This is a genomic window from Brachybacterium sp. 107 (genome assembly GCF_052379725.1).
In the GTDB taxonomy this organism is placed as follows: Bacteria; Actinomycetota; Actinomycetes; order Actinomycetales; family Dermabacteraceae; genus Brachybacterium.
In genome coordinates, this window is sequence record NZ_JBQSYW010000021.1 from 44,910 (window position 1) to 62,985 (window position 18,076).

At 71.2% G+C, this 18,076-nt stretch carries 15 protein-coding genes, 1 tRNA gene and 1 pseudogene; 9 read left to right on the plus strand and 8 right to left on the minus strand.

The window, feature by feature from the left end; translation table 11 throughout:
• Window positions 1-61 precede the first annotated feature (61 nt).
• The 6 genes from hemQ to hemL all read left to right on the plus strand — a co-directional run bounded on the left by hemQ (window position 62) and on the right by hemL (window position 6,470).
• Window positions 62-817: a hydrogen peroxide-dependent heme synthase gene (gene hemQ, locus ACT3UL_RS16860; RefSeq protein ID WP_444579527.1), complete on the plus strand. Its 756-nt coding sequence runs from the start codon at window positions 62-64 to the stop codon at window positions 815-817.
• Window positions 818-845: 28 nt separating this feature from the next.
• The gene (locus tag ACT3UL_RS16865; protein ID WP_444579528.1) at window positions 846-2,105 is read left to right on the plus strand and encodes a ferrochelatase; all 1,260 of its coding nucleotides are present in this window, start codon (window positions 846-848) and stop codon (window positions 2,103-2,105) included.
• Window positions 2,102-3,100, plus strand: a complete 999-nt coding sequence (hemC, locus tag ACT3UL_RS16870; protein WP_444579529.1) for a hydroxymethylbilane synthase — start codon at window positions 2,102-2,104, stop codon at window positions 3,098-3,100. Before ACT3UL_RS16865 ends, hemC begins: the two co-directional genes overlap by 4 nt.
• 157 nt (window positions 3,101-3,257) lie before the next feature.
• Entirely contained in the window at window positions 3,258-3,995 is a 738-nt protein-coding gene (locus ACT3UL_RS16875; RefSeq protein WP_444579530.1) for a uroporphyrinogen-III synthase, read from the plus strand.
• A gap of 70 nt (window positions 3,996-4,065) precedes the next feature.
• On the plus strand, window positions 4,066-5,073 hold the full coding sequence (gene hemB, locus ACT3UL_RS16880; protein WP_444579531.1) for a porphobilinogen synthase: 1,008 nt from the start codon (window positions 4,066-4,068) through the stop codon (window positions 5,071-5,073).
• Between the two features lie 65 nt (window positions 5,074-5,138).
• Window positions 5,139-6,470 (plus strand): glutamate-1-semialdehyde 2,1-aminomutase, encoded by a 1,332-nt coding sequence (hemL, locus tag ACT3UL_RS16885; protein ID WP_444579532.1) that lies wholly within the window; start codon window positions 5,139-5,141, stop codon window positions 6,468-6,470.
• 132 nt (window positions 6,471-6,602) lie between these two features.
• On the opposite strand, the gene ACT3UL_RS16890 is transcribed toward hemL, so the two are convergent.
• Entirely contained in the window at window positions 6,603-7,148 is a 546-nt protein-coding gene (locus ACT3UL_RS16890) for a hypothetical protein (RefSeq protein WP_193118279.1), read from the minus strand.
• A gap of 133 nt (window positions 7,149-7,281) precedes the next feature.
• Entirely contained in the window at window positions 7,282-9,087 is a 1,806-nt protein-coding gene (locus tag ACT3UL_RS16895; protein WP_444579533.1) for a DUF222 domain-containing protein, read from the minus strand.
• Window positions 9,088-9,637: 550 nt separating this feature from the next.
• Between ACT3UL_RS16895 and ACT3UL_RS16900 the strand changes: the two genes are divergently transcribed.
• The 3 genes from ACT3UL_RS16900 (at window position 9,638) to ACT3UL_RS16910 (ending at window position 11,014) form a co-directional block, all read left to right on the plus strand.
• Window positions 9,638-9,711: transfer RNA gene (locus ACT3UL_RS16900), tRNA-Met, on the plus strand.
• Between the two features lie 179 nt (window positions 9,712-9,890).
• The gene (locus ACT3UL_RS16905) at window positions 9,891-10,565 is read left to right on the plus strand and encodes a pentapeptide repeat-containing protein (RefSeq protein ID WP_444579534.1); all 675 of its coding nucleotides are present in this window, start codon (window positions 9,891-9,893) and stop codon (window positions 10,563-10,565) included.
• Between the two features lie 92 nt (window positions 10,566-10,657).
• Window positions 10,658-11,014, plus strand: coding sequence for a VOC family protein (locus tag ACT3UL_RS16910; protein ID WP_444579535.1), 357 nt, complete (start codon window positions 10,658-10,660; stop codon window positions 11,012-11,014).
• A 69-nt stretch (window positions 11,015-11,083) separates the two neighbouring features.
• Here the strand turns inward: ACT3UL_RS16910 and ACT3UL_RS16915 are convergent, their stop codons facing one another.
• The 6 genes and pseudogenes from ACT3UL_RS16915 to ACT3UL_RS16940 form a co-directional block, all read right to left on the minus strand.
• Window positions 11,084-11,686: a CoA-binding protein gene (locus tag ACT3UL_RS16915; RefSeq protein ID WP_193118407.1), complete on the minus strand. Its 603-nt coding sequence runs from the start codon at window positions 11,684-11,686 to the stop codon at window positions 11,084-11,086.
• On the minus strand, window positions 11,683-13,194 hold the full coding sequence (locus ACT3UL_RS16920; RefSeq protein ID WP_444579536.1) for an O-acetylhomoserine aminocarboxypropyltransferase/cysteine synthase family protein: 1,512 nt from the start codon (window positions 13,192-13,194) through the stop codon (window positions 11,683-11,685). The genes ACT3UL_RS16915 and ACT3UL_RS16920 overlap by 4 nt, the downstream gene beginning before the upstream one ends.
• Window positions 13,191-14,429: a dimethylsulfone monooxygenase SfnG gene (gene sfnG, locus ACT3UL_RS16925; RefSeq protein WP_444579537.1), complete on the minus strand. Its 1,239-nt coding sequence runs from the start codon at window positions 14,427-14,429 to the stop codon at window positions 13,191-13,193. The genes ACT3UL_RS16920 and sfnG overlap by 4 nt, the downstream gene beginning before the upstream one ends.
• Window positions 14,430-14,535: 106 nt before the next feature.
• Window positions 14,536-16,623, minus strand: coding sequence for an acetate--CoA ligase (gene acs, locus ACT3UL_RS16930; RefSeq protein WP_444579538.1), 2,088 nt, complete (start codon window positions 16,621-16,623; stop codon window positions 14,536-14,538).
• Window positions 16,620-17,540, minus strand: a complete 921-nt coding sequence (locus ACT3UL_RS16935; protein ID WP_444579539.1) for an ABC transporter permease — start codon at window positions 17,538-17,540, stop codon at window positions 16,620-16,622. Before ACT3UL_RS16935 ends, acs begins: the two co-directional genes overlap by 4 nt.
• Window positions 17,537-18,076, minus strand: a pseudogene (locus ACT3UL_RS16940) (aliphatic sulfonates ABC transporter substrate-binding protein); the annotation flags it as partial. The gene ACT3UL_RS16935 and the pseudogene ACT3UL_RS16940, both read right to left, overlap by 4 nt.

The window sequence follows — 18,076 nt, forward strand, 5'->3', positions numbered from 1 at the left end:
CCCGACTGACGTGACCCACCTACGATCCAGCAACTCCCCTGCAGTGGAAGGACACCCCCTGATGAACGAGGCGAAGAACCCGTCGACGGACGCGACCAGCGGCGCGGCGAGCAATCCCGAGCAGATCGCGCAGACCACGCGCTACACGAGCTACACCGTGTTCCGCCGGATCTCCGGCCTCACCGAGGACGGCGAGGTCACCACCGAGCAGATCACCGCTGCGCTCGGCGAGGTCACGTCGCTCATCGAGACGGCCTCCGACGGCGACGTCGAGATCCTGGGCTTCTACGACGTCTCCGGCTTCCGCGCCGAGGACGACCTCATGCTGTGGCTCGCGGCCGACAAGCCCGAGTCGCTGCAGGCCGCGCTGCGCGAGTTCGAGAACTCCCTGCCCGGCACCTGGCTGAACCGCGAGTGGGCCTCCGTCGGCGTGCACCGCATGGCCGAGTTCGCCCGCGGCCACGTGCCCTCGTTCATGGTCCCCGAGTTCACGCGCAAGCAGTGGATCACCGTGTACCCGTTCGTGCGCAGCTACGACTGGTACCTGCTGCCCGACGACGAGCGCAACCGCATGCTGCGCGAGCACGGGATGCTGGGCCGCGAGTACCCGCAGGTCAACGCCAACACCGTGGCCGCCTTCGCGCTCGGTGACTACGAGTGGCTGCTCTCCTTCGAGGCGGACGACCTCCACGACCTCGTCGACATGATGCGCCACCTGCGCTACTCCGATGCGCGCCTGCACGTGCGCGACGAGCTCCCCTTCCACACCGGCCGACGCCTCGACTCCCTCGCGGACGTCGCCGCTCTGCTCGCCTGACCCACCTCTTCTTGCGAAGGAACCTTCCGTGACTGACTCCACCACGTCGACGCTCCGCCCCCGCGCCGCCGATCCTGCGTCCGCGACCCACACCCGTCGCGGGGAGCCCAAGCCCTTCGACGCGATCCTGTTCTCGTCGTTCGGCGGGCCCGACGGCCAGGAGGACGTGATCCCCTTCCTGCGCAACGTCACCCGCGGGCGCGGCATCCCGGACGAGCGCCTCGAGGAGGTCGCGGGCCACTACCGCGCCCTCGGCGGCCGCAGCCCGATCACCGAGCAGAACGAGGCGCTGATCGCCGCTCTCGAGCAGGAGCTCGCGGGCCGCGGCGTCGACCTCCCGATCTACTTCGGCAACCGCAACTGGGCGCCCTACAACGCCGACGCGGTGCGCGCGCTGCACGCCGACGGCCACCGCCACGCCCTCGGCCTGGTGACCAGCGCCTACTCCTCGTACTCCTCGTGCCGGCAGTACCGCGAGGACTTCGGGATGGTGCTCGAGGAGACCGGCCTGGCCGACGAGGTGAGCATCGACAAGGTCCGGGTCTACTTCAACCATCCGGGCTTCCTCGAGCCCGTGGTCGACGGGCTCGGCCGCGCGCTGGCGAGCCTCGCCACCGCCGGGCACGACGCCGAGCGCGTCGCCGTGCTGTTCTCGACCCACTCGGTGCCGAACTCGATGGCCGACGCGTCGGGCCCGGAGGAGACCCGCGTCGAGGGGTCCGGCGGCTGGTACGTCGAGCAGCATCTCGCGGCCTGCCGCTGGGTCATGGACCAGCTGCACGACGATTCGCCGGAGCTCCCCGACTGGCAGCTGGTCTACCAGTCCCGCTCCGGCGCCCCGCACATCCCGTGGCTCGAGCCGGATGTCAACGACGTGATCGCGCAGCTCGCCGAGGAGGATGCGGCCGACGCCGTCGTGGTCGTCCCGATCGGTTTCGTCACCGACCACGTCGAGGTCGTGTGGGACCTGGACACCGAGGCGAAGGAGACCGCCGAGGAGAAGGGGCTCGCCTTCCGCCGGGTCGCGACCTCCGGTGAGGACCCCCGCTTCATCGCCGCCCTGGCGGATCTGGTCCAGGAGCGGCTGGACGCGCAGTTCCCGCGCCGCGTGGTCACCGACTTCGGGGGCACGCCGGACGTGTGCGGCGCGAACTGCTGCGTGGGCCGGGTGTGCCGCCCCACTACGAGCGCCGTGGATTCGGCCGACGACGTGGCCCGCGCCCAGGAGGCGCGCGCCCACGAGGAGAAGGCGTCCGCGGAGACGACTGCAGCGGGGGTCTCCTCATGACGGCGGCGCTCTCCGCCCTGCGCCTGGGCACCCGCGCCTCGCAGCTCGCGCTGACCCAGTCCGGGCAGGTCGGCGAGGCGCTCGTGGCGGGCACCGACCATGCCGTCGAGCTGGTGCACGTGAGCACGCACGGCGACGTGGACCGCACCAGTCCCCTCGCGCAGATCGGCGGCACCGGCGTGTTCGTCACCGCCGTGCGCCAGGCCCTGCTGGACGGGACGGTCGACGCGATCGTCCACTCGTGCAAGGACCTGCCCACGCAGCCGCTCGAGGACATCATCCTGGCGTGCATCCCGGCCCGCGAGGATCCCCGTGACGCGCTGTGCGCACGCGACGGGATGACCCTCGAGCAGCTGCCCGAGGGGGCTCGCGTGGGCACCGGCTCCCCGCGCCGTGCCGCCCAGCTGCTGCGCGCCCGCCCCGATCTGGACGTCGTGGGGATCCGCGGCAACATCGAGACCCGCCTGGCCCGGGCGCTCGGGGAGGAGGCCGATCTCGATGCCGTCGTCCTCGCCGCCTCGGGCCTGCTGCGGGTGGGCCGCGGCGACGTGATCAGCGAGCTGCTGAGCGTGGATGTCATGCTGCCGGCGCCCGCCCAGGGCGCGCTGGCGGTGGAGGTCACCACGGCGGCTCTGCACGGTGGGACGGTGCAGACCGCGCCGGCCTGGTTCGCCGAGCGTCTGGCGGCCGTCGATGATCCCGCCACCCGCGCGGCGGTCACGGCGGAGCGGGCGCTGCTGCGCACGCTCGAGGCGGGCTGCTCCGCACCGGTCGCCGCCTACGCGGAGATCGCGGACGGCGAGCTGTCGCTGCGCGCCCTGGCGATCCGGCCCGATGGCAGCCATGTCGTCGAGGGCACGGCGCGAGTCGGCTTCGACCTCGCCGAGGACGACGCCTCGGGCACCGCCTCGATCCCCTTCCTGCTGGGCTCGGAGCTCGCCGCGGATCTGATCGAGCGCGGTGCCGGGGAGATCCTCGCGGCGGCGAAGGCCTGATGCACGGGGGCCCGGAGGGAGGCGCTCTATGAGCGCAGGTGGCAGAAGCGAGTGCGACAGGAGCGAGGGCCCAGCCCCCGCCGTGCAAGCCTCCGCCGGTCGAGCTCCCGCTGGTCGGGGCGCCGCCGGCCGAACCCCCGCCGGCCCCTCCCGGCCGGTGCTGGTCACGCGACCGGCCGGGCGCGGGGACTCTCTGGTCTCCCTGCTCGAGCAGCGGGGAGCCGCCGTCGAGAATCGGCCCCTGACCCGTCTGGTCCTCGTGAGCGGGCCGGAGGTCGATCTGGCCCGCGAGCGCCTCGCGGCCGGGGAGTACACGCATCTGGTCGTCACCTCCCGCACAGCGGTGGAGGCCCTCTTCGCTGCCGAGGCCACGGCGGAGACCCCCGTCGGCGTTCCTCCGTGCACGCAGGTCGTCGCCGTGGGCGAGGGCACCGCGGCGGCGCTGGCCGCGGTCGGGATCCGGGCCGACGTGGTCGCCTCCGGCTCCGGCGCGGCCCTCGTGGAGGAGATGCCGACCACGAGCACGGCTCAGGCCTCCCGGGTGCTGTTCCCTGCCTCCGGCGCCGCCTCGCCCACCGTGCCCGAGGGGCTGCGGTCGAAGGGCTATCGCGTCGACCAGGTGACCGTGTACCGGCCCGAGCCCGTCGATCTCCCGGAGGCCTCCGCGCAGGCGCTGCGCACCGGCGGCTACAGCGCGATGGTGCTGACCAGTCCCATGATTGCGCGCCGTGCGGCGGCGATCGGGATCCACCCCTCCACCGCGATCCTCACGATCGGCGACCCGACCAGCGAGGCGGTGCGTGAGGCCGGCCTGAGGGTCACCCTCCAGGCCGAGGAGCCGACCGACGCAGCCCTCGCCGCCGTCGTCGTGCGAGCGCTCGACCTCGGCCCCTGACCGCCGCTCCTCTTCCCGGATCCCCCGCCCGCTCTTCCACCCGTCCCCTCCATCCGCAAGGAGCCACCCCATGACCCTCCCCGTCGACCGACCCCGCCGCCTGCGCTCGAGCGCCGCCATGCGCTCCCTGGTGCGGGAGAACACCCTGCGCCCGGCGGATCTCGTGCTGCCGATGTTCGTGCGCGAGGGGGCGAACGAGAACAAGCCCGTGAGCTCCATGCCCGGCGTCGTCCAGCACACGATGGATTCCCTGGTGCGCGCGTCGACCGAGGCCGCCGAGCGCGGCGTCGGCGGCGTGATGCTGTTCGGCGTGCCCGAGCACAAGGACGCCGTGGGCTCCGGGGCGACCGACCCCGACGGGATCCTCAACCAGGCTCTGGCGCGCCTGCGCTCCGAGCTGGGCGACGAGACCGTGATCATGGCTGACCTGTGCCTGGACGAGTTCACCGACCACGGCCATTGCGGTGTGCTCGACGCCGACGGCCGCGTGGACAACGACGCCACCCTGCTGCGCTACCGCGAGATGGCCCTCGCCCAGGCCGAGGCCGGCGCCCACCTGCTGGGCCCCTCGGGGATGATGGACGGCCAGATCGCGGCGATCCGTGAGGAGCTCGATGCGGCGGGGCATCTGGAGACCGCGATCTACGCCTACACCGCGAAGTACGCGTCGGCCTTCTACGGACCGTTCCGCGAGGCCGTCGACTCCTCCCTGCAGGGCGATCGGCGCACGTACCAGCAGGATCCGGCGAACGGCCGCGAGGCGCTGCGCGAGCTGGAGCTCGACCTCGCCGAAGGTGCCGATCTGGTGATGGTCAAGCCCGGGCTGCCGTATCTCGACGTGCTGCGCGAGGTCGCCCAGATCTCGCCGGTCCCCGTCGGCGCCTACCAGGTCTCCGGCGAGTACGCGATGATCGAGGCGGCCGCGGCCAACGGCTGGATCGACCGGGACCGCATGATCCTCGAGTCGCTGCTGGCGTTCCGCCGTGCCGGGGCCTCGACCGTGCTGACCTACTACGCGAGCGAGGTCGCCCAGTGGTACCGCGACGGGCTGCCCGCCCACCTGCGCGAGTTCCGCTGAGGCCAGGCACCCCGATCGGCTCACCCAGTCCACCCACCTCCCGCGACCCCTCCAGGAGACCTCTCATGACCAGTGCATCCTCCGCCGACCTCTTCACCCGCGCCCAGAAGGTGATCCCGTCCGGGGTCAACTCCCCTGTGCGTGCCTTCGGATCCGTGGGCGGCACCCCGCCGTTCCTGACCTCCGCGAAGGGCGCTCTGCTGCACGACGCCGATGGCCGCGAGTACGTGGACCTGGTGGGGTCCTGGGGGCCGATGATCCTGGGCCACGCCCACGAAGGCGTCGTCGAGGCGGTGCGTGAGGCCGCCGGCCGCGGACTGTCCTTCGGGGCGCCGCAGCCCGGTGAGGTGACGCTCGCCGAGGAGGTCATCTCCCGCATCGCGCCGGTCGAGCAGCTGCGCCTGGTCAATTCCGGGACCGAGGCGACGATGAGCGCGCTGCGCGTTGCCCGGGCGGCCACCAGCCGCGACGTGATCGTGAAGTTCGCCGGCTGCTACCACGGCCATGTCGACGCCCTGCTCGCCGAGGCGGGCAGCGGAGTCGCGACCTTCGCGATGCCGGGGTCCGCCGGCGTGACGGCGTCGACCGCTCGGGACACCGTGGTGCTGCCCTACGGCGATCGCGAGGCGGTCACGGCGCTGTTCGCCGAGCGCGGTTCCGAGATCGCCGCGATCATCACCGAGGCGGCGCCCGCGAACATGGGCGTGGTCCCGCCGCTGGAGGCCGACGGGGTCGGCTTCAACCGCTTCCTGTCGCAGACCGCGCACGCGAACGGCGCGCTCCTGATCAGCGACGAGGTGCTCACCGGGTTCCGGGCGAGCCGTGAGGGCTACTACGGGGTCGACGGCCCCACCGGGGTCGCTGGGGCGGATGATGCCTGGGCGCCGGACCTCATGACCTTCGGCAAGGTCATCGGCGGCGGGCTGCCGGTCGGCGCCTTCGGTGGCCGGAAGGACCTCATGGGGCTGCTGGCGCCGGCCGGTCCGGTGTACCAGGCGGGAACCCTGTCCGGGAATCCGCTGGCGACGGCGGCGGGTCTGGCGACCTTCGCCGGCCTGGACGAGGCGGCCTACGAGACTCTCGGGGCGGCGTCGAGCACGTTGCAGCAGCTGGTGGCCGACGCTCTCACCACGGCCGGGGTCCCCCACGTCATCCAGAGTGCCGGGACCCTGTTCTCGGTGTTCTTCCGCGAGGATCCGGTGTCGGGCTACACGGACGCGAAGGCGCAGGACACCGCGGCCTTCACCCGGTTCTTCCACGGGATGCTCGAGGCGGGGGTCTACCTGCCTCCATCGGCCTTCGAGGCCTGGTTCGTCTCCACCGCGCACACGCCGGAGGTACTCGATCGCATCGCCTCTGCGCTGCCGGGAGCGGCGAAGGCTGCCGCCTCGGCGTGAGCTGACCGCGGCGTGAGCTGACCGCGCGCCCTCAGGTGAGGGCCCGGGGTCTGGGCACCGGGAGTCGGTGCCCAGACTCAGGGACTCAGGGACTCAGGGACTCAGGGACTCAGTGCCGCATGCCCGAGCTCATCAGGCGTTGCCCGGGGCGACGCTCCGGACGGTCGCTCGGATCACGGCGCGAACTGCGATCACGACGAGAGCGATCAGGGCGAGCAGGCTGACGAGGTGGAGGACCCCGGCCCACGGCGAATGGTCGGCTCCGCCGATCCCGAACGTGTCGGCCAGAGTCATCCCGGCGGGGAACGACGCCACGAAGTACGCCGGTGTGCCGAGCATGAGCAGCCCGAGCATCGCCACCAGCATGCCTGTGGTGGGAATCCGTCCGCGCCACCCGATGATCGTGATGAGCACGGCGATCAGGGGACCCAGCGCCAGGACGACGATCATCAGACCCCACCCCATGGTGTCGGCGGTGTTCCCCACCGCCGCGCTGATCTCTCGCAGCGAGCTGCCCGGCACCGCCGCGAGCGGGTTCAGCACCTGGATCTGAAGGGCTGCGAAGACGGCATAGGCGAGAACCAGCGCCGTGCCCCCGACCCCGATCCATCGAGAAGCCGGATTCGCCCTGGTTCTGATGCTCGGTGAGGCGGCGGCCGAGGCGTAATACGTGGTCATGACGAGATCCTGACACCAGGGGCCCCCACGGCGAGGGAGAAGTTGTGGAGGTCTCGTGGGCGTCCTGGGCATCGGTGTGCGCGGGTCTGGCTCGGGGCGGAGTTCCCGGCCCCGAGGAGACCGCTCCCGCAGATCAGGCAGACTCCCGCCCTTCATCCTGGGTGGACCCTCGTCCTCTGCCCTGCGTGGGCCCTCGTCCTCGTGAACTGCGCCGAGGTACGCGACGGCGCTTGCTCACCCGGGTCCTTGTCCTGGTGTCCCCTCGGCGGCGAGATGCACGGATCTGACGCACTCGGCGATAACGGCGAGGGCCGCCGGCCGGTGCCTCCCTGTCGGACGGAGTCGACCTGTTGGATGCGGGCGACTTGTTGGACGCGGTTGACCTGTTGGTTGCGGTCGACTCATCGGGTGGAGTCGATGTGTCGGATGCTCGGGACGAGTCCTGCCCTCCCGACGCCATCGGTGGACTCACGGCCTCCTCGGACGGACCGAGCGGCTCTGGCGTGGTGGTGCGGGTGACGCCGTTGACGCTGGTCCACGTGACGCTGTGTCCCTGGGTCTCCGGAGCATCGTCCCGTTCGACGCTGCGTGTCTGCTGTTCCTTGTCGTTGCAGAAAACACAGTCACCGTCTCCGTTGTCCAGGCAGGTGTGACCGCCCTCGGAGTAGGGCTTGATGTGGTCCGTCTGGCGGCTGGGGGCGTCGCAGAAGGGGCCGCGGCAGGTCACGTCGCGCCAGAGGATGAATCGTGCGAGCTCCGGAGGGAAGGCTCGGGCTGTGGACTCCATGGCGACGAGCTCACCGGTGGTGGGGTGCGTATAGAGGCGTCTGAGCTCGGCTCGAGCAGCAGGCCCGTCCTCCCCCAGCGCCTCGTCCATCACGTTCTTCTTGCTGCTGAGCGCGGCGCGCAGCTCCTCACGGAGTGATTCGGAGGGCACCGGCCCGTACCCCTCGATATGGGCGATGTCGCCCTGGCTGGGGGAGAACAGAGCACGGTCGGTGATGATCACCCCGATGTCGAGGGTCATGGGGGCCATGCCCGTCTCGCGGCCCAGGAGCGTGTCCACGAAGATGTCCGCCTGGATGGCCTGGTGACCCCGGCGGTCCCCCTGGGCTCGCAGTTTCTCGGCGTCGAGCGAGAGGCGCTTGCGGATCAGGGCGGCGTCCAGGGAGGGGAGCCGCGCGGAGACGGTCGCCATACCGTGCTCGCCAGGCCGCACTGTGACGTGACGACGGGTGCGAGCATACTGATGCCGTCGTGCCTCCCCCTGTGGGTCCGCTGCCTCGATCTGCCGTGCGACCTCGCGCTTCCATCTCTTGGTGCCCGCACCGTCGAGGGCAGGAAGCCGCTTCGCGAGACCGCGATCCACCTGCTGGCGCTGCTCCGGGGACAGGGGCGCGACGGAGGCGGCTGCGCTGTGGACCTTCTCGAAGGTCACCTGCCCCGTCACGATGGCCTCGAACATCTCCGGCATGGACTCGACCATGCGTCGGCACGAACCCAGGGTGCGCCCGGCACCGGACGGGGAGCGGTGGGTGATCATCGAGATCTCCCGGGTCGCAGCGCGCTCGGCCCGCTTGTCGAGGATCGACTCCGGGGCCATGGCTGTCATCTCCTGAGCGGCGTTCGCCGCCTCCTGCGCATGGGTCTCGCGACGGATCGATTCCGCCAGGCTCGCAATGGCTCGAGCCTCGAGCGCCTCCAGGGCAGAGCGCTGTTCATGGAGCCGCCCGACGACAGCGGAGTAGTGCGCCGACGGCCGCTCCGGGCCGTCGAGAGCGAACAAGGCGCCCGGTTCGAGAGCGAGCTCCGCGAGCAGATAGGACTGGTCTCCGAGCAGTTCCGCGAGAGCGACCGGGCCGCCGTGCCGCAGAACATCGAGCTGCCGGCGGGTGGGGTCCCCGTCGTCCGCGTCGACATCCTGCGAATCCGTGTTCATGCCTCTATTGTTCCGCCGGGCACCGACAAAAGAAAGAGCGGGTCGCAGAATGTGGATAACCTCCATGCACCTTCTCGGCCGTGCGGATCGCTCCGCTGATTTCACCGCCCGACGACCCCCGACCCCCGACCCCCGACCCCCGACCCCTCAAAGCTCGCTGACCGCCCCCGAGCAAGGAGCCTGCACGACATGCCTCACCACGGCACACAACATCCCAGGTCAACAGCACGCACGACATCCCTTCACACCGAGACTCGCCGCACCGCACGCCACTCATCGGCCGCCTCGATACTCCCATTGTGGATAAACCACCCCTGGGGAGGAAAGGTTGACTATTGCCTCTCCACGACACATTTTCTGATCGCCCACCAGCACGATGTGGAAAACCACCCTGTGGGGAGGAAGGATGATTTCCGTCGAACGTCCCGAAGAACCCGGACGACGCCCCGAGTCAGCAGGAGACGGCTCATGACAGGATGCTCGACACCGCCGCTCACGGACCTTCAGGATGGGCTTCGTCGCCGGGCGCTCGCCTCCGGACCTGGCGTCACGCTCCGTAGCTCAGCCCGGTAGAGCAGCTCCCCCATAAGGAGGCGGTCGCAGGTTCGATTCCTGTCGGAGCGTCGTCGTCACTCGACAGCCCGTCGGCACCACCCGTCGGCGCCACCCGTCGGCGCCACCCGTCGGCATCACCCGTCGTCGCAGCCCCACGTCGTCGCCCGTCAGCCCCGCCACGTAGTCTCGGAGTCGTCTCCCGCCACTGCAGTCCCGTCGCTGCAGGAGGCCCCACCCCCGATCTCGAGGTGTCCCCCATCGCACGCCGGAATGCCACCACCAAGAAGCCTGTGCTGAGTCGACTCATCCTGCCCGACCTCGAGCCGGCGGACGTCGATCAGCTCGAGGCTCACGACAGCCACGAAGGGCTCCGGCTCGAGGGGGCGGACCTCTCCGGGCTCGACCTCACCGGCGCCACCTTCACGGAGTGCGAGCTGGTGGGCGTCACGGCGCACACGACCACGCTGACGCACGCACGGCTGATCGAGACGCGCCTGGAACGGCTGAACGCCCCGGTCCTGGACGCGACCCGCAGCACCTGGCGCGACGTCGAGCTGAGCGGGTCGCGGCTCGGCGCGCTGGACATCTACGACGCGGAGATCCGCTCCACCCGGATCGTGGGCAGCAAGTTCGACTGGATCAATCTGCGCTCCTCGACGCTCGAGGACGTGCTCTTCGAGGACTGCACGATCGACGAGCTGGACCTCGCCGGCGTCACCGCCACGCGAGTCGCCTTCGTGAACTGCCGCGCCAGCAGCGTCGCCCTCGCCCACGCCCGATTGAAGGACGTGGATCTGCGAGGGCTCGAGATGGGCGCGATCAGCAACCTCGAGGGCATGTCCGGCGCAACGCTCGACGCCCAGCAGGTCACCGAGATGGCGCCGGCGTTCGCGAGCCACCTGGGGATCCGCGTCGAAGGCTGACCACGCCCTCTCCACTCCCGAGTCCCGGACGCCGACGCTCCTCGTGCACTACGGTGCGAGAACCGCTGGCACCCTGCCGAAGGAGCATCCCGATGACCGGAATCCGCGCTCTCACCCTCGTCCTCGACGAACCGTCCTCGATCGCGAGCGCCCTGCGCGACGCGCTCGGCTGGACCATCGAATCCGATTTCGGCAGTTTCGCCTCGCTGACTGCGCCGGGCAGCATCCCGCTCTGGATCAACGCCCCGGCCCCGGGCGACGAGACGTCCCGCGGCGTCGTGATCCACATGCACTGCGACGACGTCGACGAGGCGTTCCAGCAGGCGATCGAGCGCGGCGCGCTCGCGGTGCGGGAGCCGGTCGACATGGACTTCGGCGAGCGCTCCGCCTGCGTGCAGATCCCCGCCGCCCCCGGCGTCACGATCGACTTCTCGCGCCCGCTGGGTTGATGCCCACCCCGGGCAGCAGAACGCGGGCCGAGGTGATCCCCGACCCGCGCCTGACTTGCGAGCGTACGCTCAGCCGCGCCCGCTGAGGCGCTGTTTCCGCGAGGTGATCTCGCCCGTGTTGAACCCGGCCAGGTGCAGTCCGCCGTGGAAGCGGGCGTGCTCGATCTTCACGCAGCGGTCCATCACCACGTCGAGCCCGGCGGCCTCGGCGATCGCCGCGGCCTCCTCGTTCCACGAGCCCAGCTGCAGCCACAGCGCCTTCGCGCCGACGTCCACCGCCTCCTGGGCCACGCCCGGCAGGTCGGCGTCCTTGCGGAACACGTCCACCAGGTCCGGCACCACCGGGAGGTCGGCGAGCGAGGCATAGGCCGGCTGCCCGAGGATCGTGTCGGCCCGCGGGTTGACGAAGTACACGTCGTACGGCGAGCTCGAGCGCAGGTAGGTCGCCACGAAATAGCTGGCCCGCGAGGGGTTCGCCGAGGCGCCGACGATCGCGATGCTCTTCGCCCGACGCAGGATCGCCAAGCGATCCGGGGCCGACGGACCCTGCCAGGTGCGCAACGGGGCGCCTGCCTCGGTCGCCCCGGTCTGGCCTGACGGGCCCGACGGGGCTGAGGGAACTGGCGGGACGGCGCAGGCCGAGCCCGCACCCTCCACACTGATGCCGGTCATCGTGCCTCCTCCGTCCGCTGGGCTTCCGTCCGCTGGGTTTCGGTCCGCGGGGTTCCTGTCGCCGTGGTGATCGCCTGGTCCAGGTCCCACAGGATGTCGTCGATGTCCTCCAGGCCCACCGAGATCCGGATCAGATCCGCCTTGACGCCACCGGCGGCGAGCTGCTCCGGGGAGAGCTGCTGGTGGGTGGTCGAGGCGGGGTGGATCACGAGAGTGCGCGCGTCACCGATGTTCGCCAGGTGCGAGGCGAGCTGCAGGTTCGCGATGACCTCCTCGCCCGTCGCCCGCGCTGCCGCGGACTCCTCCTCGTCGCTCGTGAACTCCCCCGTCGGCCGCACGCCGAAGGCGAAGACGGATCCCGGGCCGAGCGGCAGGTACTTCCGCGCCCGCGCATGGTGCGGGTGGGACGGCAGCCCCGCCCAGGTCACGTACGAGATACGCGGATCCTCCTCGAGCCACTGCGCGACGGCCGCGGCCCCGGCGAGGTGGGCGTCGATGCGCTGCGGGAGCGTCTCGACGCCCTGCAGCAGCTGGAAGGCGGACTGCGCGGGCAGCGACGGACCGATGTCGCGCAGCTGCTCCGAGCGCAGCTTGGTGAGGAAGCCGTACTCGCCGAAGTTGTCCCACCACCTGATGCCGCCGTACGACGCGACCGGCTCTGTCATCTGCGGGAAGTTGCCGTTGCCCCAGTCGAAGCGGCCGGACTCCACGACCACGCCGCCCAGGGTCGTGCCGTGCCCGCCGAGGAACTTCGTGGCGGAGTGGATGACGATGTCGGCCCCGTGCTCGAGCGGACGCACCAGGTAGGGGGTCGCCAGCGTCGCGTCGACCACGAGCGGCACCCCGTGCTCATGGGCGAGCGCGGAGAGCCCCTCGAGGTCGGCGATCTCGCCGGAGGGATTGCCGATCATCTCGACGTAGAGCACCTTCGTCTCGGGCCGGAACGCGGCACGGAAGTCCGCCGGATCCGACGAGGGCACGAAGGTGGTCTCCACGCCGAAGCGGCGCAGCGTCACGTCGAGCTGGGTGACGGTGCCGCCGTACAGCTGCGCGGAGCTCACGACGTGGTCGCCCACGCCCACGAGCGCCGCGAAGGTGATGAACTCCGCGCTCATCCCCGAGGCGGTCGCGACCGCACCGATCCCACCCTCGAGCGAGGCGATGCGCTCCTCGAAGGCCGCGACGGTGGGGTTGCCGATCCGGGAGTAGATGTTGCCGTACTTCTGCAGGGCGAAGAGGTTCGCCGCGTCGGCCGCATCGTCGAAGACGAACGACGTGGTCTGGTAGATCGGGACCGCTCGCGCGCCGTGCTGGGCATCGGGCGTTCCGCCCGCGTGGAGGGCCCGGGTGCGGAACCCGAAGCTGCGCTCGGGGCTCGGCGCCGGTCCGACCGACGAGGTCTCCGCCGGGGCCGACGAGGACTGCGCCGCGGTCGCCGGGGACTCCGCCGAGGCCGACGGGGGCTGCTGCTCCTGCGCGTGCTGGGTCAGATCGGTCGGCTCGTTCACGCAGACACCCCCACCTTCGACGGGTGGTCCTCGGGCAGCGTCTCGGCGGTCGCCGCGGCGGCCTCCTCGGCGCTCACGCCGGGCACGACGGGGATCAGGTCGGTGTTCAGCTCGGTGCCGCGGGCGCGGGCGAGGTCCTTCTCCTTCTCCCGCACGATCGGCAGCACGTCCCGTCCGAAGGCCGCGGTCTCCTCCGTGAAGTGGAGGTAGCAGGTCAGCAGGAGGTTCACGCCCACCTTCTTGTACTCGATGATGCGGTCCGCGATCTCCTCGGGGGTGCCGATGAGCTGCGTCTTGAAGCCGTCGTTGTACTGCACGAGATCCTCGAAGGAGGAGCCGGCCCACATGCCCTTGCCGTCCTTGGTGGAGGCGCCGGCCTCCTGCACGGACTGCCTGAAGCCCTCGACGGCGGGACGATGCGCCTTGGCGACGATCTCGCGCAGAGTCTCCTCCGCCTCCTTCCGGGACTCGCGCGCGATGACGAAGCCGTTCAGACCGAACTTCGGCGCACGACCGGCCGCCTGGGCGGACGCCAGCACACCGGCGACGTTCTCCTCATAGCCCTCGAGGGTGCGGCCGTTGGAGAAGTACCAGTCGGCGACACGGCCCGCCGTGCCCTGCGCGGCGGTGGAGTTGCCGCCGAAGAAGATCTCCGGGTGCGGACGACCGGGCACGTCGACGGGCTTGGGCGAGAGGGTGAAGTCGTCGATCGAGTAGTACGTCCCGTCCTGGGAGTAGCCGTTCTCGGTGAGCAGACCGCGCAGCGCGGAGATGAACTCCTCGGTGCGCACGTAGCGCTCGTCGTGCTCGAGCCAGGGCAGCCCGAACTTCACGAACTCGTCCTTGAGCCAGCCGGAGACGATGTTCACCGCGGCGCGCCCGCCGGAGAGGTGGTCCGCGGTGATCAGCCACTTGGCGAGCACGCCGGGGTGCCACATCCCGGGGTGGAAGGCGGCGATCACCTTCAGGCGCTCGGTCGCGCCGAGCAGGGCGAGGCTGAAGGCGGAGGCCTCGTGCTGCTTGTCCGCGCCGTAGCTGGCGGCGTAGCGGGTCTGGGTCAGCGCATACTCGAAGCCGGAGTTCTCCGCGACCTGGGCGAGGCGCGAGTTGTAGGGCAGCTGCCAGTCGGTGCGCTGCTCGATGGTGGAGACGACGAGGCCTCCGGAGACGTTCGGCACCCAGTACGCGAACTTCAGCGGCGTCTCGAAGGTCGAAGCGGGGACGGTGGTGGTCATGGGTCCTCCAGGGTCGGGGTGGGTATTCGACGTCAGGTCGGGGTCTGGGTCTGTGCCGGGGTCGGGGTGCGTGGCGCGGTGTCCGGTATGCGCTACGGCAGTCCGGTCAGGGGTGCGGGGCGACGGCGGGGTCCTCCGCGGGGAGCTCGGCGAGCGCCGCGGCCACGGCGTCGACCGCCTCCGGGTTCTGCAGGGATGTGATGTCCCCCAGCGGCGGCGGAGTGCGCCCCGCACGCCGAGCGCGCTCGGCATGGATCAGCTGGGCGAGCAGGCGGCGCATGATCTTCCCGGAGCGGGTCCGGGGCAGGTCCGGCACCTCGATCACGAAGCGGGGCTTGGCGATCGGCCCGATCTCCGCGGCGACCCGGGCGCGGAGTACTCCCGGATCCAGAGCCGCAGTGCCCGAGGGGATCACGGACGACGGGATCACGAACACCGCCACGGCCTGCCCGGTGAGCGGGTCCTCGACACCGGCGGCGCCGACCTCCTGCACGCTCCGGTCCGCGACCAGCGCGGATTCGATCTCGATGGTGGACAGGCGGTGCCCGGAGACGTTCACGACATCGTCCAGTCGGCCGAGGATCCAGAAGCAGCCGTCGGCGTCGACCGTGGCGGAGTCCCCGGCGACGTAGTAGCCGCCGTGCTCACCGCACCCGGCGTAGTCCGCCCAGTAGGAGTCGCGGTAGCGCTCGGGGTCGCCCCACACGGTGCGCGCCATCCCGGGCCAGGGCCGACGGGCCACGAGCGTGCCGGCCACGCCCACAGGCTGCTCGGCGCCCTCCGCGTCGACGACGGCCATGTCGATGCCGGGCAGCGGCACGGTCGCGGAGCCGGGCTTGAGGGTGGTCACGCCGGGCAGCGGCACGAGCATCGAGGCGCCGGTCTCGGACTGCCACCACGTGTCGATGATCGGCAGCTCGCCGCGGCCGAAGGTGCGGTGGAACCACACCCAGGCCTCGGGGTTGATCGCCTCGCCGACAGTGCCCAGCAGGCGCAGGGAGGACAGGTCGTGCCCGGTGGGCAGCTCGTCCCCGAACCAGCTCATGAAGGTGCGGATCAGGGTGGGCGCCGTGTAGTAGACGGTGACGCCGTAGCGCTCGATGATCTCCAGGTGCCGCTCACGGGTGGGCTCGCCGGGGGTGCCCTCGTAGATGACCTGCGTGAGTCCGTTGGAGAGCGGACCGTAGATCTCGTAGGTGTGGGCGGTGACCCAGGCGAGGTCCGCGGTGCACCAGTGCACGTCGTCGCTCGTCGCGTCGAAGTGCGCCCAGTGCGACCACGAGGTGTGCGTGAGATAGCCGCCGGAGGTGTGCACGAGGCCCTTGGGCTTCCCGGTGGTGCCGGAGGTGTAGATGATGAACAGCGGGTGCTCGGCGTCGAAGCTGCGGGCCTCGTGATGCTCGCTAGCGGCACCCACGCTCTCGTGCCACCACACGTCGCGGCCCGGGGTCCAGGCGATGTCCTGGCCCGTGCGGCGCACGACGAGCACGTGCTCGAGGTCGGGCAGATCGCGGGCGGCGTCGTCGGCCTGGGATTTCACCTCGACGGCCGCGCCGCGACGGAACTGGCCGTCGGAGGTGACCAGGAGCTTCGCCCCGGTGTCCTGCAGGCGGAAGCGCACCGCCTCGGCGCTGAACCCACCGAAGACCAGAGAGTGCACGGCGCCGATCCGGGCGCAGGCGAGCGAGATGACGATGGTCTCCACGAGCACGGGGAGATAGACGACCACGCGGTCGCCGGGCACGATACCGAGGTCCGTCAGGGCATCGGCGGCCTGGCTCACGCGGCGCTGGAGGTCGTCGTAGGTGACGGACTCGCGGTCGCCGCCCTCCCCTTCGAAGTGCAGGGCGACCTTGGTGCCCCTCCCGGCGCGCACGTGGCGGTCCACGCAGTTCTCGGCGACGTTCAACCGTCCGCCGACGAACCAGCGGGCGGCGGGGACGCTCAGCACGCCGGTTGCGGGATCCGTCGTCGGCGGCTCCCACTCGTGGGCGGTGTGCCAGGGCTCGGCCCAGTCCAGGCGGCGCGCGGCGGCCTCCCAGAAGGCGGTGGGGTCGGCCGACGCCGTGGCGTGGATGCTCTCGTCCACGTTCCAGGTCCCCTCGAGCGCGGGGTCCGGCGCGAAGGCGCGGGTCTCGACCAGTCGGGTCTCAGCCGGTCGAGTTGCGGTCTGTCGGTCCTCGGTGATGCTCATGTCCACCTCCTCAGCAGCTTCTTCTCGGCGATCCCCAGCAGGGCGTTGGTGAGGCTGCCCAGCAGGGCGAGCAGCACGATGGCCAGCAGGATCCGGTCCACCCGACCGGTCTGCTGGGAGTCGTTGAGGATGAATCCCAGACCCATCGAGGAGGCGATCAGCTCGGCGGCGACCAGGAACAGCCAGGCCTGGGCGAGCGCGAGGCGCAGCCCGGAGACCACCGAGGGCACCACGGCGGGCAGCTGGATCGTGCGGAAGAGCGACCAGCCGCGCAGGCCGAAGCAGCGCCCGGCCTCGACCAGATGGGGGTCGATGTGGCGCAGCGCGGCGGCGACGGTGGTGAACACCGGGAAGAAGGCACCGATCGCGATCAGCGTGATCTTCGATTCCTCCCCGATCTGCAGCCACAGGATCAGCAGCGGCACCCAGGCCAGCGAGGGCACCGCGCGCAGGGCGGCCAGCGTCGGGTTCAGCAGCGCGTCCCCCGCGCGGGACAGGCCCACGACGGCGGCGACGGCGAGGCCCACGACGGATCCGGCCGCGAAACCGATCAGCACACGCTGCACGGAGATCGCGATGTGCAGTCCCAGCTCGCCGCGCTCGAGGAGCTCGACGCCGGCCTGCACCACGGCCCACGGACCGGGCAGGCGATAGGCGGGGACCAGCTCGGCGGCGGTCGTGATCTGCCAGGCCAGCAGGATCAGCAGGGGCAGCACGGCGCCGGCGGCGAGGCGCACGCCGGTGCGGTCCCAGACGGTGCGGGGAGCGGACGGAGCATCCGCTCCGGCCCGACCGGTGCCCCCGCCCGTGCTCCCGTCGGCGCGACGGGCGGCGTCCAGCGCCTCGGCCTCGGCGGTCCGCCCGGCGGCGCTCGCGGCGTCGACGACGAGGGCGACGCCGGATCCCGGCACGCTCATTGCTTCTCCACCGCGGCGGTCGCGAAGTCGGCGTGGAGGATCTCGCCGCGGGCCGTCTCCACGGCCTCGGCCCCGCCCCGGACGTCCCCGGAGTCGGAGAGCATCGGGGAGATCGCCTCGAGCACGGCGAGCTGGTCCTCACCGGGCACTCCGGAGACGTCGAGGTTCGAGCGCTCCTGGATCACGGTCGTGGCGACGGCGAGGTCGATGCTCGCGGCATCGGCCAGGAGCTGCGCGGTCTCCTCGAGGTGCGCGAGCGCCCAGGTGCGGGCCTGCTCGTAGGCGTCCACGACCACCTGGGCGACGTCCGCGTGGTGGTCGATGAAGTCCTCGGTGGCGTTGAGGAAGCCGTAGGTGTTGAAGTCGACGTTGCGGTACACCAGCTGCGCGCCGGACTCCTTCTCGGCGGCCGCCATGATCGGGTCGAGGCCGGACCATGCCTCGACGCTCCCGCCCTCGAGGGCCGTGCGGCCGTCAGCGTGCTGCAGCGGCTGGAGCTCCACGTCGTCGACCGTGAGGCCGGCCTCGGCGAGCGT